Consider the following 13,348-nt stretch of genomic DNA (forward strand, 5'->3'; position numbering starts at 1 on the left):
TTGATGGACGAATACCAATCCCCCTGGCGCACGCCAGAGATCGAACAGTTCCAGCAAACTGCCCGCCGCTACTGGAGCGCCGAACTGCTACCGCGCCTGCCGGCCTGGGAGGCGCAGGGCTACGTCGATCGCGAGGTCTGGAATCAGCTCGGCGCGATGGGCTTCCTGCTGGCTGATCTTCCTTCGGAGCATGGCGGTGGCGACGGCGATTACGCCCATCTGGCGGCGCTGGTCGAAGTCAGCGCGGAATGCGGCTTCGGCCCTGGTTTCGGCCCGCACTACATCGTCGGCCACTACCTGCACCACTACGGCAACGAGGAGCAGAAGCGGCGCTGGCTGCCGGGCATGGCCAGCGGCGACATCGTCGCGTCCATCGGCATGACCGAACCCGGCGCCGGCTCCGACCTGCAAGGCATCAAGACCCGCGCGCGGCGCGATGGCGACAGCTATGTGGTCAATGGCTCCAAGACCTTCAACACCAACGGCCATCATGCGGACCTGGTGATGCTGGCCGTAAAGACCGACGCCACCCTGGGCGCCAAGGGCGTGTCGCTGCTGATGGTGGAAACCGGCGGGCTGGCGGGGTTTCGCCGCGGTGAGCCGTTGGACAAGATCGGACTCAAGGCGCAGGATACCGTGGAACTCTTCTTCGATGAGGCCAGGGTTCCCGCCGCCAACCTGCTGGGCGCCGGGGAAGGCCAGGGATTCGCCCAGATGATGGCGCAGCTGCCCTATGAGCGCCTGCTGATCGGCATACGCGCCGTCGCCAGCATCGAACGGGCCTTGCGCCTGACGCTGGAACACGTGCATCAGCGCCAGGCCTTCGGCCAGCCCCTGTTCAAGCTGCAAAACACCCGTTTCGAGTTCGCCGAGATGAAGACGGAGGCCGCGCTGGCGCGGGTATTCATCGATCAGTGCATCGCCTGGCAGCAACAAGGGAGACTGGACGCCGCTACCGCCGCCATGGCGAAATGGTGGGGCACGCAGAAGGAGTGCGAGACGGTCGACCGCTGCCTGCAGCTCTTCGGCGGCTATGGATTCATGCGTGAATACCCCATCGCGCGCATGTACGTGGATTCTCGCGGCCAGAAAATCTATGGCGGGGCCAATGAGGTGATGAAGGAGATCATCGCCCGCCAACTGGCGCCGCGATGATGACAGGACGCGACGCCAAGACAGGCCCCCTGGCCGGGCTGAAGGTGCTGGACATCGCCACCGTCCTCGCTGGCCCCTTCGCCGCCACGCTGCTCGCCGACTACGGCGCCGACGTGCTCAAGCTGGAACTGCCGCGCAAGGGCGACGGCATGCGCGCCTTTCCGCCGTTCAAGGATGGCAGAAGCATATGGTGGAAGACCGCCCAGCGCGGCAAGCGCTTTGCCACGCTGGACTTGCGCACGCCGGAAGGCGCCGACATTTTCAAGCAGCTTGTGCCGCAGTTCGACGTGCTGATCGAGAACTTCCGGCCCGGCACGCTCGACCGCTGGGGCCTGACCAAGGAAGTGCTGTGGTCGCTGAAGCCCAACCTGGTGATCCTGCGGGTCACGGGCTTCGGCCAGTCCGGCCCTTACTCGGAGCGGCCCGGTTTCGCACGGATCTTCGAGGCCATGGGCGGGCTGACCACCGTCACCGGGCATGCCGAGGACGAGCCCATGCACGCCGGCGTGCCGCTCGGCGACTCGATCGGTGGACTGTTCGGCGCCATCGGCATCCTCACGGCTCTATGGCCCCGCGCCCGCGACCCTGCCCGGCCCGGCGAAGAGATCGACCTTGCGCTGACGGAGTGCATCACCCGGCTGCTGGACTTCATGCCCGGGGTCTACCAGCAGCTTGGTACCGTGCCCGCCCGGAACGGCAACCGCAGCCCCTACTCCGCACCTTCCGCGGTTTACCGGACGCGAGACAACCATTGGGTATCCATGGCCGGCTCGATCGACTCCATGTTCGCCAACAACTGCCAGGCCATCGGCCGGCCGGACCTGACGCTGGATCCCCGCTACGCCAACAACGCCAGCCGGGTCCTGCATGAACAGGAGTTGAACCGCGTCTTCATCGATTGGTGCGCCGGACACGATCTGGACCAGGTGCTCGCGGCCTTCGAACAGGCCAACGGCACGCTGGCGCCGATCTACACCATCGAACAGGTGATCAAGGATCCCCACGTGGTGGCGCGGCGTTCCATCGTTGACGTCCCGGACCGCGACTTCGGCATGCTGCAGATGCCCAACGTCGTGCCGCGCTTCGCCCGCGATCCGACGGAGCCCAGCCATGCTGGCGCCGAACTGGGGCAAGACAATGAAACGGTCTATGGCGAGCTGCTGGGATTGCCGCCAGACAGCATCGCCCGGCTGCGCGCGGCCGGCGTGATCTGAGCGCTCGATATGCACAAGGGAGACCAGCAATGCACCATGCCATCCGCTTGATCGCGTTCATGGCCGTCGCGATCGCGGCGCTCAACCCCGAGCCCGCCTGCGCCGCCGACCCCTACCCAGACCAGCCGGTGCGGTTGATCGTGCCCTACCCCGCGGGCGGCGCCGTCGATGGCGCCGCCCGCATCCTGGCCGAGCGCTTGAGCGTCCTGTGGAATCAGGCCGTGATCGTCGAGAACCGCCCCGGCGCCTCCGGCCGCATCGGCCTGGCCCTGGCGGCCAAGAGTCCGCCCGGCAACACCCTGGTCGCGGCGACCAATTCGACCCTTAACGAACAGCTAAGCCGCGGCCAGGATGGCGCTGCGCCGGCGGCAGCGGACCTGGTGCCCGTGTCCACCCTTTTCACCACACCGGTCGCGCTACTGGTCAACCGGCAAGCGGTTCCGGCGGATAGCCTCGCACAGTATGTCGAGCTGGCTCGCACCAAGCCCGGTGCCGTGAGCTTCGGCTCCAGCGGCGAAGGCACGAGCACGCATTTCTTCGGCGAACTGCTCAAGCGCGAAATGGACATCGACATCACCCACATACCCTTTGCGGGAGAAGGCCCCAATCTGAGCGGCCTGCTAGGGGGACACGTAGGCAGCGCCTTCCTGAGCGCATCCGGCGCCACCAAGGCGGCCCAGACGGGCAAGACCCGCGTGCTGGCCGTCACCACGCCGGCGGGCTCGCCCCTGCTGCCCGGCGTGCCCAGCTTCGACCAGTTGGGCATCGCCGGCCTGAACCGGGATACCTGGGTTGGGCTATACGCGCCGCCCGGCACCCCTCAGGCCGTGGCCGACCGCATCACGACAGATGTGGCAACCGTGCTTTCAACGAGCGACGTGCGCGAGCGCTATGCGCAACTGGGACTGATCGCTGAAGGCGGCACGTCAAGGGATCTCGCCGCAAGGATAGACGACGATCGCCAATATTGGACGCGGGTCGTGCAACAGACGGGGATCACCCTGAGATAGGCTAGCCAACCGCCCCTTCTTGCATCAGCCGCTTGCGCCAGGGGTGCGGGCCGAGAATGGCCAGGAGCGGCCCGCCGGCCCCTGAGCTGCCGGACACGCCGAGCTAGGCCGCCGTCTTGCCCTCCTCCTGCAGCTGCCGCCACAGGATCTTGCCCGTGCTGGACTTAGGCAAAACCTCCACGAACTCCACGATGCGCGGCGCCTTGTAGGCAGCCATGCGCGTCCGCGCCCAGGCAATCACCTCTTCTTCGCGCACGCTGCCGCGCGCCTCGTCGCGCAACACCAGCAGAGCCTTCACCGTTTCGCCGCGGCAGGCATCCGGCACTCCGATCACGCAGGCCTCGTGGACTGCCGGATGCTCGTACAGCGCGTTCTCGACCTCCGCCGGCCAGACCTTGTAGCCGGATGCGTTGATCATGCGCTTCAGGCGATCGGTCACGTAGAAATAGCCGTCTTCGTCCACGCGGCCCAAATCGCCGGTGCGGAAATAGCGCTGCCCGTCCAGCATGAAAAAGGCTTCCTCATCGGCCTGCGGATTGTTCCAGTACCCCAGCATGACCTGCGCGCCGCGCGTGACGAGTTCGCCGGTGTCACCCTGGGACAGTTCAACCAGCGTGGCCGGATCCACGATCCGCGTGTCCACGCCGAAGGTGGGGACGCCTATGCATTGGCGCTTGTTGCGGTCCAGCGGATTGCAGTGCAGGAACGAAGCGGTTTCCGTCAGCCCATAGGCCTCGTTGTAGGTGATGCCGTAGCGGCTGGCCAACATGGCAGCGACCGCCTCGGGCATGGGGGCTCCGCCGCCGCATAGCTGCGCCAGGCTGGACAGGTCCAGCTTTTCGATGCCGGGTTGCGCGAAGAAATCCACGACCATCGCGGGCGGCGCGGCCCAGACGCTGACGCGATGACGCGCCATCAGCCTCCCGGCCACTTCGCGGTCCCAGCGCGGCAATACCACCACCGTGGCGCCCAGCAGGATGGGCGTATTCATGCAGCTCTGCATGCCCAGCAGATGGAACATCGGCGCCACGCCCATGATGACCGCTTCGGAGGTGAGGCCGCGCCATAGCTGCGAACCGGCCAGGGATGCATTCATGGTGCCGTGGGTATGGCGGCAGCCCTTGGGCCGGCCAGTGGTGCCCGAGGTATAAGGCAGCAGGCAGAGGTCCTTCGCCCCGGCCCGGTGCGGCAACGGCTGTACGTTGACCGCCAGCGCGCCGTACCAGGGCACGCCGCCCCGCACATCGGGTGCGCGCCTGGGCGCGGCGACCCATTCGGGCGCATCAGGAGCCGGTCCCTGCAAATAATCCGAATAGGTGTGGACGATGACACGCTCCAGGCGTCCGTCAGCGGCGAAGCCGTCTAGCCGCGCGCACAGTTCCTGGGCCGCGAAGGCCACGCGGGCACCGCTGTCCGCCAGGTAATGCGCCAATTCGTCCGGCGTGCTCATGGCATTGACCGGCACCACCACCGCCTCGGCGCGCAGGATCGCGTAGTACGCGATGACAAACTGCGGACAGTTCTGGCTCAGCAACAGGACGCGGTCGCCTGCCTTCACGCCCGCGCTGTGCTGCAGGTAGCCGGCCAGGGCGTCGACCTCGCGCTTGAGCCGCGCGTAGTCCAGCACTGTGTCGTAGAACACGATGGCGGCCTTGCCCGGATAGCGCGTGGCGGACGCCTCCAGGTTGAAGTACAGGCTGGACTGCGGCGGGCTGATCTCCTTCGGCAGCCCCTTGGGCCAGTACCGATAATGCGCTTGGTGCATCTTGTCTCCTCATCGTTGTTCTGACTGTCCGCCATGCGCCTCAGGCGGTCATGGCGCGCGCGATGATTTCCTTCATGATCTCGTTGGAGCCGCCGTAGATCTTGCCGACCCGCGCATCCGCGTACAGCCTGGCTATCGGGTATTCAAGCATGTAGCCGTAGCCGCCGTGCAATTGCAGGCATTCGTCGATCACCTGGCAGTTCATCTGCGTGGTCCACCACTTGGCCATGGCCGCCGTGGACAGGTCCAGCGTGCCCGCCAGCTGGCGCTCGATGCAATCGTCGACGAAACGCGCCGCAATGGTGGCGACTGTCTCGCACTCGGCCAGCTTGAAGCGCGTGTTCTGGAGTTCGATGAGCGCCTGGCCGAAGACCTGCCGGGTGCTCGCGTAGGCCAGGGTTTCCTCGATGGCGCGACGCATGGTGGCCACGGCGCCCACCGCGATCAGCAGCCGTTCGCGCGGCAGCTGCTGCATGAGCTGGGCGAAGCCGCGGCCCTCGACGCCACCCAGCAGGCAGTCCTCGCCCACGCGCGCGCCATCGAAGAACAGCTCCGCCGTGTCCAGGCTTTTCTGACCCAGCTTCTCCAGCAACCGCCCGCGCCTGAAGCCCGGCAGGTCCTGCGTTTCCACCATGATCAGCGACACGCCCCTGGCCCCCGCCTGGGGATCGGTCTTGGCGACCACGCAGACCAGGTCCGCGTGCAAGCCGTTGGTGATGAAGGTCTTGGAGCCATTGAGGACATACTGCTCGCCCTGCTTGACGGCGGTGGTGCGCACGCTCTTCAGGTCGGACCCGGCTCCCGGCTCACTCATGGCGATGGCGCCCACCAGTTCGCCCGTGGCCATGCGTGGCAGCCACCGCCGCTTCTGCTCTTCCGTGCCGTAGTTCAGTATGTAATGCGCCAGGATGGCGCTGTGCACGTTGTTGCTGAAGCCGTGCACCATGGCGCGCGCCTGCTCCGCCGCCACGATGGCCTCGTGCGCGAAGTTGCCTCCGCCCCCGCCATAGGCCTCGGGCATGCTCACGCACAGCAGGCCCAACCGGCCCGCCTTGTTCCAGACCTCGCGGTCCGCGTGCTGCTGCTTGCGCCAGCGCTCTTCGTCGGGCACGAACTCCTTTTCGAAGAGGCGGCGCGTCGAATCCTGGAACAGCGTCAGGTCCGCATCCATCCAGCCTTGCCGTGGCGTGTCCATAGCGCTTCCCCCCTTTCAAGGACGGCCGCCGCCGACGACCAGGACCTGGCCGCTGACGTAGTTGGACTCGGGCAGGCAGAAAAGGTACACCGCACCTGCGGCTTCCGCCGGCGTGCCGGCGCGGCCGATGGGGATCAGGCTTTCGGCGTTCTTCAGCACTTGCGGATTGACGCCCACCTTGATCTGCCGGCCTTCGATATCCAGCGTGGCATCACCGTCGGCCGGCGCTTCGGTCAGGCGCGTCTTGATCAGCCCGAAGGCCACGCTATTGACGTTTACCTTGTAGCGACCCCATTCCTTGGCCAATGCGCGCGTCAGCCCGTTGATGCCGGCCTTGGCGGCCGAGTAGTTGGCCTGGCCGGCATTGCCCATGACTCCGGAAGTCGACGAGATGTTCACGACCTTGCGGAACACTTCCCTGCCCTGTTCCGCTTCGGCCTTGGCCGCGACCCGGATGAAGCTGGAGGCCGCCCGCAGGATGCGGAACGGCGCGGACAGGTGCACCGCCAGGATCGCGTCCCATTGTTCGTCCGTCATCTTCTGGATCACGTTGTCCCAGGTGTAGCCGGCATTGTTGACGATGATGTCCAGGCCGCCATAGGTGTCCACGGCGGCGCCGACGAAACGTTCGGCAAAGCCCGCTTCGATCACGCTGCCCGCGCAGGCCTGCGCCTGGCCGCCCGCCTTGCGGATCAGCGCCACGGTTTCTTCCGCAGGCACCGCGTCCAGATCGTTCACCACCACGTTGGCGCCTTCGCGCGCCAGCTTCAGCGCAATCTCCTGCCCGATGCCGCGTCCCGCGCCCGAAACCAGCGCGACCTTGCCTTCCAATGTACCCATCGTTCTCTCCTTTCCTGGGCTACTGAATTGCCAGCACTGCCACGCCGCTCAGGCGCAGTTCGCCGGTCTGGCTGCGCGCATGCAGCTCCACCCGCAAGCGGGTTTCTCCCTGCGCTTCAAAGCGTTCCACCACGCTGCCGGAACAGCGGACCTCGTCGCCCACGTGCGTGATCGCCACGAAGCGCACGGCGTACTCGCGCAACGCCGATTGCGGCGCCCAGTTCGTCAGCAGCCGGGCCAGATAGGCAGCCGACAACATGCCGTGGGCGAAGACGTCGTCCATGCCGGCGGCTCGCGCGAAATCCAGGTCCACGTGTATCGGGTTGTGGTCGCCCGAGGCGCCGCAATACAGCGCCAGCCCCAATCGGCTGATCGGCCCCGCGGTAAAACCGGGCAGCTCGTCGCCGGCCCTGGCGTCATGATTCATGGCCGCAGTCATTCCTGTCTCCTAGGCGTTGCGCACGACGGTCGTCGCGCGCAGTTCGGCGACCAGGCGCCCCTCGGCGTCGGTCACCCGGGTTTCGCGCACGACGAACTCCAGCGCGCCGCCCTTCTTGGCGTAGATGTCGGCGATGCGCGGTTCAAAGCGCAATTCGTCGCCGGCATGCGCCATGGCGTGGTAGACGAATCCCTGTTCGCCGTGCAGCACCCGCGCTATGTCTATGCCCAGCAATTCACGCATGGCTGCGGGCCGGGGGCTGTCCATTTCCAGGCAGAAGAAGAAGGTCGGCGGCACCGGCAGTCCCCGGTAGCCGGCCGCTCGCGCGGCGGCTTCGTCGGTGTAGACCGGGTCGTCCTGGCCGGTGGCCTTCGCAAAGAAGCGCAGGCGGCCTGCCTCCACGGTCGCGTTGAACGCCGGCAAGGCGGCGCCGATATGGCTGGTATCGAGCATTGCGTTCTCCTCAGGCCGCCTGGTACAGCGTCACCACGCAGGCGCCGCCCAGTCCCAGGTTGTGCTGCAGCGCCAGCCTGGCGCCTTCGACCTGGCGCAAGTCCGCCTGGCCTCGCAGTTGCCACACCAGCTCGGTGCACTGCGCCAAGCCGGTTGCGCCCAGCGGATGGCCCTTGGACAGCAAGCCGCCGGATGGATTGGTCACGACCTTGCCGCCGTAGGTGTTGTCGCCTTCCAGGATGAACTTCTCGGCGCTGCCCTCGGGCGTCAGGCGCAGGCCTTCGTAGGTGATCAGCTCGTTGGCGGTGAAGCAGTCGTGCAGCTCGACCACGTCCACGTCGTCAGGGCCGATACCGGCGGCCTCATAAACTTGGTCGGCTGCGGCCCGCGTCATGTCAAAGCCCACCACTTTGCGCATGTCGCCGGCGCCGAAGGTGGACGGCGTGTCCGTCGTCATGGCCTGCGCGGCAATGCTGACGGCGGGCGCCAGGCCGTGGCGGCGCGCGAACTCGTCCGAACACAGGATGGCGGCCGCCGCGCCGCAGGTCGGCGGGCAGCATTGCAGGCGCGTCAGCGGATCGAAGATCATGGGCGCGGACAGCACCTCGTCCAGCGTGACCGGCTGGCGGAACACGGCGTAAGGATTGCGCGCGGCATGCTGGCGCGCCTTGACCGCGATGCGGGCGAAGACGTCGGCGCCGATGCCGTGCTCCTTCATGTAGTCGCGGCCCGCGCCGCCGAAGAACTGGGCGGCGCGCGGCTTGGCCGTGTCATAACCCTGCATTTCGCTCATCGCCAGGACGAAGTCCTGCAGTGGCGACGGGCGGTCCTCGTACACGCCTTTCAGCGCGCCAGGCACCATCTGTTCGAAGCCCACCGCCAGGGCGCACTCCACCGCCCCGCTTTCCACCGCCTGCCGCGCCAGGAACAGGGCCGACGAACCGCTTGCGCAATTGTTGTTGACGTTGAACACCGGAATACCGCTCAGCCCCACGCCGTAGACCACCGCCTGGCCGGCGGTCGAATCGCCGTAGACATAGCCGGCGTAGGCCTGCTGGACCGCGTCGTATTGCAGCCCCGCGTCCCGCAGGGCCTGGCGCACGGCGCTCGCGCCCATCACGGTATATGCCTCGCTGGCGCCGGGCTTGCTGAAAGGAATCATGCCGACCCCTGCCACCCATACTTTCCGATTCATGTCTGACTCTCCTGATGAGCGGGCGCAGCGACGGCCGCGCGCCTGGATTCATGGTCTTGTCTCAGCACGGACTTCAGCACCTTGCCGGCGGCCGACATGGGCAATTCGCTGAGGAACTCGTAGGTCTTGGGACATTTGTAGGCGGCAAGCTGCAGGCGGCAATGCCTGTCCAGGGCGTCGGCGTCGGCGGCCATGCCTGGATGCGGCACGATTACCGCGTGCACAGCCTCGCCCCAGCGCGCGTGCGCCACGCCGATGACCGCGCAGCGCGCCACCAGCGCGTGGCGGGCCAGCACGCCTTCCACTTCAGCGCCGTAAACGTTTTCGCCGCCACTGACGATCATGTCCTTGAGGCGGTCGACGATGTACAGGTATCCATCCTCGTCCTGGCGGGCTGCGTCGCCCGTCAGCAACCAGTCCCCGTCGAACGCGCGACGCGTTTCTTCAGGCCGGTTCCAGTAACCCTGCATCACCATGGGCCCGCGCACCGACAGCTCGCCAACGGCGCCGGGCGCCGCCTCGCTGCCATCGGGCGCGAGAATGCGCGTCTCCACGCCTACCGCAGGCCGTCCCGCCGATTCGGTGCGCGCGCCGCCCTGGCGCACGTCTGCATTGATAGCGACGGTGGCGGCGGTTTCGGTCATGCCGTAGGCATGCACGAACTCTGCTTGCGGAAAGGCCGCCAGCGCCCGGTCAAGCAACGCCCGGGAAATCGGCGAGGCGCCCCAGATCACGCGCCGCACGCCGTCCAGCCGGTACTGCGCGAATCCGGGTTCGTCCAGCAGCATCTGGATCATGCTGGGCACCAGCAGCACTTCGGTTACGCCGTCGTCCTGCAGGGCCTGCAACACCGCGCGGGGCTGGAAGCCGCGCTGGACCGCCACCGATGCGCCCGCGACAAACTGTCCGATCAATCGACCCAATCCGGCAACATGGAATAGCGGCGCGACCAGCAGGGTGCGGCTGTCGGGCGGCGTGGGGACCGTAGCCATCCTGGCCACCGCAGCGCTCCAGAGGTTCGCGTGCGTCAGCACGGCGCCCTTGGGCGCGCCGGTCGTGCCGCCGGTAAAGAGGATCGCGGCCAGCGCATCGCCACCCGCACGGACATCGTCCAGCGGCGCGGCCGCGGCGGCGTGCGCTTCCAGCACGTCGGCGGACAGCGGCTGCGTGCTGGCAGGAACGTCCACATCGGCCATGCGCGGGGCCATGGTCTCGTCCACCAACAGCAGGCGCGGACTGCAGTCGGCCAGTGCCTGCGCAAGCTCTGGGCAGCTCCAGCGCGTGTTCAAAGGCAGCACGGCCGCCCCCAGCCACCAGCACGCCAGGATCCACGACACATAGTCCGCGCCGTTGGCGCCCCAGAACGCTACGCGATCGCCCGGCAGCACGCCATGGCCGCGCAGCACGGCGGCCTTGCGCGCGGTCCAATCGATCAGCGTCGCGTAGGTCCAGCGCCGTGCGTCTTCGCACAGCGCGATCTTGCCGGGGTGCAGCCGGCCTGCACGATGCAGGCCTTGTGTCAGATACATGGTGCTCGTCTCCTGCGGCGCCGTGCTCCTTGCGCGGAACAGCGTGCGTTCGTCCTCGAGCCCCTAGCTTCCTCCTTGGAGCCGGATCGCGGCAATGGCCGCAGGCGTCAAACCGATAGGCGAAAAGTGTCAGCGGCTTGCCGGCCTTCGGGGCCGCAGACCAGGCGGTTGCGGCGGTATTCTCCCGGCGACACGCCGGTCCATTTCTTGAAGGCGCGGTGGAAGGTGCTGGGTTCGGAAAAGCCCAGACGCTCGGCGATATCCATCAGGGATAGATCGTGGCGGCCCAGATATTCGACTGCGGCATCGCGCCGCAAGTCATCCTTCAGGGCCTGGAAGCCCTGCCCCTCTTCACGCAAGTGCCGCCGCAGCGTCTGCGGCGTCATCGCCAGTTGCGCGCTGACCTGGATCAGCGACGGCAACTCCCTGGACAGATCGTTGCGCAACAGGCGGCGGATGCGATCGGTCAGGGTGGTGCGGTCCTGGTACTTCACCAACAGGTCGAACGGCGCATTGGCCAGAAACGGCTTGAGCGTCTGTTCGTTCTGCACCACCGGCAAGGCCAGCCAGCGCGACTCCAGCCACAGGCCCGTCACCGGCTGGCCATAGCGCACCGGCGCGTAGAACAGCCTGTGCGCATCGGCGCTGCGTGCGCCGCTGCTGTAGTCCACGCCCAGGATGGGGATGCGCCGCGCCGCCAGCCAGTTGGCCACGCCAAGCGTGAAGAATAGAAAGGAGCGTTCGCCATACCAGCGCGCACAGCTGCTGGGCGCGCGCGAGTCGAGCACGATGCGCGCCCGCTCGCCACTCACGCACAAGCGGGCGGTGAAATCCCGCAGCACGCCGTGGTAGTAGCGGAACGCCACGCGCAGCGCCTGCCCCACCGTGTCTTCCCGCAGCGCGAGCCGGCAGGCATGGTCGAACGCCCCCATGGGAACCGGATGCTGGCCCATGCCCAGGAAGTCGTCCCGGGTGGCTCGGCGCAGCGTCCGCATGATCTGTGCGAGCTGCGCCTGCGATACCCGCGCCATCGGCGCCTGCAGCAGGGACGGCGGCACGCCGGCGCGTGTCAGGACCCGGTCCACGTCCACGCCTCGGCTGCGCGCGCCTTGCAGGATCTGGGCGATATGTCCCACGGCGATGGTGTGATGGGTCATGAGGATATCCAGCGGCCGGCGTACGCCGATGGATCGATGGTAGCCAAAGCCTGCGCGCACAGGAATGGCCGGCGTGAGCATTCTCGCCAAGCGCAATCAGCGAATCCGCCATTGGTCAGCCGGAAAGCCGCGCCTAGACTGGCCCGAACCCCGAATGGGCATGCCACTTCGTATTTACGGGAGTCCCTCTTTGGATACACCGAACACCGCCCCGCTCGCGGGCGTCAGGATCCTGGATCTGTCGCGGCTGCTGCCCGGCCCGTTGGGCGCGCAATACCTGGCCGACCTGGGTGCCGACGTCATCAAGATCGAGGATACGCAGGCGGGCGATTATGCGCCGCCGCCCCTGCGCGCCATCTGCAACCGCAACAAGCGCGGGTTGCGGCTGGATCTCAAGCATCCCGAGGGACAGGCGGCGCTGGCCGCGCTGGCGCGCGGCGCGGACGTGGTGATCGAGAGTTTCCGTCCAGGCGTGGCCGCGCGGCTGCAGGCCGACTACGCCACCCTGGCGCGCCACAATCCCCGGCTGGTCTACTGCAGCATCACGGGCTACGGACAGGACGGTCCGCAGCGCGACGCCGCCGGCCACGACCTGAACTATGCGGCCTGCGCCGGGGTCGCCGACCAGATGGGCTGCGGGCCCGATCTGCCGGCGCTGTCGAACCTGCCCGTGGCCGACATACTTGGAGGTTCGCTTACGGCGGTAATGGGCATCCTGGCCGCGCTGTACGACGCCCAGCGCAGCGGGCGCGGACGGTACATCGATATCGCCATTGCCGACGGCCTGCTGGCCGGCGCCGTCGTGCCGCTGGCCACGCTCAATGCCCGCGGCGACACGCGGCCGGCGGGCGCGGATACCCTGTCCGGCGGGCTGGCCTGCTATGGCCAGTACCGCGCCGCGGACGGGCGCTATCTGGCGGTCGCCGCGCTGGAGCTGAAATTCTGGCAAACGCTGTGCCGGCGGCTGGATCGCCCCGACCTGGCGCCGCTGCATCGCGACGGCGACGCGGCGCAGCAGGCGCGCGTGCGCCGCGAATTGCAGCAGATCTTCGGATCCCGGCCGCTGGCGCATTGGCTGGAACTGTTTGAAGGCGCCGACTGCTGCGTGTCGCCCGTGCTCAAGCTGGCGGAGGGCCTGACGCATCCGCAGTTCGTCGCCCGCGGCATGCCGCTGCAGACCGAGCATCCGGTCTATGGCCGTAACACCCATGTGGCCAGCCCGGTGAAGATGTCGGGCTTCCAGTTCGCCATACATCGCCAGGCTCCGCTGCCGGGCGAACACACCGATCAGATCCTGCGCGAGGCCGGCTACAGCGAGCCGGACGTCGCCAGCCTGATCGGGCGCGGCATTGCGCTGTAGGCACATACGGCCAGCCCCGCCCGCCACCCAAGCGAC

At 67.4% G+C, this 13,348-nt stretch carries 12 protein-coding genes; 4 read left to right on the top strand and 8 right to left on the bottom strand.

The window, feature by feature from the left end:
- Positions 1 to 3: 3 nt before the first annotated feature.
- From HV793_RS27345 to HV793_RS27355, 3 genes are read left to right on the top strand one after another with little or no spacing between them, the layout of a single operon-like run.
- Positions 4 to 1,155, top strand: a complete 1,152-nt coding sequence (locus HV793_RS27345) for an acyl-CoA dehydrogenase family protein (protein ID WP_175161898.1) — start codon at positions 4 to 6, stop codon at positions 1,153 to 1,155.
- Positions 1,152 to 2,369 carry a CaiB/BaiF CoA transferase family protein gene (locus HV793_RS27350; protein WP_244958703.1) on the top strand — a complete coding sequence of 406 codons (1,218 nt, stop codon included), beginning with the start codon at positions 1,152 to 1,154 and terminating at the stop codon, positions 2,367 to 2,369. Before HV793_RS27345 ends, HV793_RS27350 begins: the two co-directional genes overlap by 4 nt.
- A 29-nt stretch (positions 2,370 to 2,398) precedes the next feature.
- Positions 2,399 to 3,379, top strand: a complete 981-nt coding sequence (locus HV793_RS27355) for a Bug family tripartite tricarboxylate transporter substrate binding protein (RefSeq protein ID WP_175214244.1) — start codon at positions 2,399 to 2,401, stop codon at positions 3,377 to 3,379.
- A gap of 103 nt (positions 3,380 to 3,482) precedes the next feature.
- Here the strand turns inward: HV793_RS27355 and HV793_RS27360 are convergent, their stop codons facing one another.
- From HV793_RS27360 to HV793_RS27395, 8 genes are all read right to left on the bottom strand, one after another.
- A complete protein-coding gene (locus tag HV793_RS27360) occupies positions 3,483 to 5,144 on the bottom strand; it encodes a long-chain fatty acid--CoA ligase (RefSeq protein WP_175214245.1) in 1,662 nt (553 codons plus the stop codon).
- Between the two features lie 40 nt (positions 5,145 to 5,184).
- Positions 5,185 to 6,339, bottom strand: coding sequence for an acyl-CoA dehydrogenase family protein (locus tag HV793_RS27365; RefSeq protein ID WP_175182076.1), 1,155 nt, complete (start codon positions 6,337 to 6,339; stop codon positions 5,185 to 5,187).
- Between the two features lie 15 nt (positions 6,340 to 6,354).
- The gene (locus tag HV793_RS27370; protein ID WP_175214246.1) at positions 6,355 to 7,179 is read right to left on the bottom strand and encodes an SDR family NAD(P)-dependent oxidoreductase; all 825 of its coding nucleotides are present in this window, start codon (positions 7,177 to 7,179) and stop codon (positions 6,355 to 6,357) included.
- A gap of 19 nt (positions 7,180 to 7,198) precedes the next feature.
- Positions 7,199 to 7,618, bottom strand: coding sequence for a MaoC family dehydratase (locus HV793_RS27375; RefSeq protein WP_054451225.1), 420 nt, complete (start codon positions 7,616 to 7,618; stop codon positions 7,199 to 7,201).
- Between the two features lie 9 nt (positions 7,619 to 7,627).
- Positions 7,628 to 8,071 (bottom strand): MaoC family dehydratase N-terminal domain-containing protein, encoded by a 444-nt coding sequence (locus tag HV793_RS27380; RefSeq protein ID WP_175214247.1) that lies wholly within the window; start codon positions 8,069 to 8,071, stop codon positions 7,628 to 7,630.
- 10 nt (positions 8,072 to 8,081) lie between these two features.
- On the bottom strand, positions 8,082 to 9,266 hold the full coding sequence (locus tag HV793_RS27385) for a lipid-transfer protein (protein WP_054451223.1): 1,185 nt from the start codon (positions 9,264 to 9,266) through the stop codon (positions 8,082 to 8,084).
- Positions 9,263 to 10,795 (bottom strand): class I adenylate-forming enzyme family protein, encoded by a 1,533-nt coding sequence (locus HV793_RS27390; protein WP_175214248.1) that lies wholly within the window; start codon positions 10,793 to 10,795, stop codon positions 9,263 to 9,265. Before HV793_RS27390 ends, HV793_RS27385 begins: the two co-directional genes overlap by 4 nt.
- A gap of 107 nt (positions 10,796 to 10,902) precedes the next feature.
- On the bottom strand, positions 10,903 to 11,952 hold the full coding sequence (locus HV793_RS27395) for an AraC family transcriptional regulator (RefSeq protein WP_119451015.1): 1,050 nt from the start codon (positions 11,950 to 11,952) through the stop codon (positions 10,903 to 10,905).
- A gap of 160 nt (positions 11,953 to 12,112) precedes the next feature.
- Here HV793_RS27395 and HV793_RS27400 point away from each other — a divergent pair, with 160 nt between their 5' ends.
- Positions 12,113 to 13,312: a CaiB/BaiF CoA transferase family protein gene (locus HV793_RS27400; protein ID WP_370540118.1), complete on the top strand. Its 1,200-nt coding sequence runs from the start codon at positions 12,113 to 12,115 to the stop codon at positions 13,310 to 13,312.
- Positions 13,313 to 13,348 lie beyond the last annotated feature (36 nt).

Source organism: Achromobacter aegrifaciens (genome assembly GCF_902859965.1).
Lineage (GTDB): Bacteria > Pseudomonadota > Gammaproteobacteria > Burkholderiales > Burkholderiaceae_B > Achromobacter > Achromobacter aegrifaciens.

What these genes read in the sequence shown, in the direction of transcription:
- HV793_RS27365 (WP_175182076.1), bottom strand. Translation starts at nt 6,339, where the DNA reads ATGGACACGCCACGGCAAGGCTGGATGGATGCGGACCTGACGCTGTTC.
- HV793_RS27370 (WP_175214246.1), bottom strand. Translation starts at nt 7,179, where the DNA reads ATGGGTACATTGGAAGGCAAGGTCGCGCTGGTTTCGGGCGCGGGACGC.
- HV793_RS27355 (WP_175214244.1), top strand. Translation starts at nt 2,399, where the DNA reads ATGCACCATGCCATCCGCTTGATCGCGTTCATGGCCGTCGCGATCGCG.
- HV793_RS27345 (WP_175161898.1), top strand. Translation starts at nt 4, where the DNA reads ATGGACGAATACCAATCCCCCTGGCGCACGCCAGAGATCGAACAGTTC.
- HV793_RS27395 (WP_119451015.1), bottom strand. Translation starts at nt 11,952, where the DNA reads ATGACCCATCACACCATCGCCGTGGGACATATCGCCCAGATCCTGCAA.
- HV793_RS27380 (WP_175214247.1), bottom strand. Translation starts at nt 8,071, where the DNA reads ATGCTCGATACCAGCCATATCGGCGCCGCCTTGCCGGCGTTCAACGCG.
- HV793_RS27350 (WP_244958703.1), top strand. Translation starts at nt 1,152, where the DNA reads ATGATGACAGGACGCGACGCCAAGACAGGCCCCCTGGCCGGGCTGAAG.
- HV793_RS27360 (WP_175214245.1), bottom strand. Translation starts at nt 5,144, where the DNA reads ATGCACCAAGCGCATTATCGGTACTGGCCCAAGGGGCTGCCGAAGGAG.
- HV793_RS27375 (WP_054451225.1), bottom strand. Translation starts at nt 7,618, where the DNA reads ATGACTGCGGCCATGAATCATGACGCCAGGGCCGGCGACGAGCTGCCC.
- HV793_RS27385 (WP_054451223.1), bottom strand. Translation starts at nt 9,266, where the DNA reads ATGAATCGGAAAGTATGGGTGGCAGGGGTCGGCATGATTCCTTTCAGC.
- HV793_RS27390 (WP_175214248.1), bottom strand. Translation starts at nt 10,795, where the DNA reads ATGTATCTGACACAAGGCCTGCATCGTGCAGGCCGGCTGCACCCCGGC.
- HV793_RS27400 (WP_370540118.1), top strand. Translation starts at nt 12,113, where the DNA reads ATGCCACTTCGTATTTACGGGAGTCCCTCTTTGGATACACCGAACACC.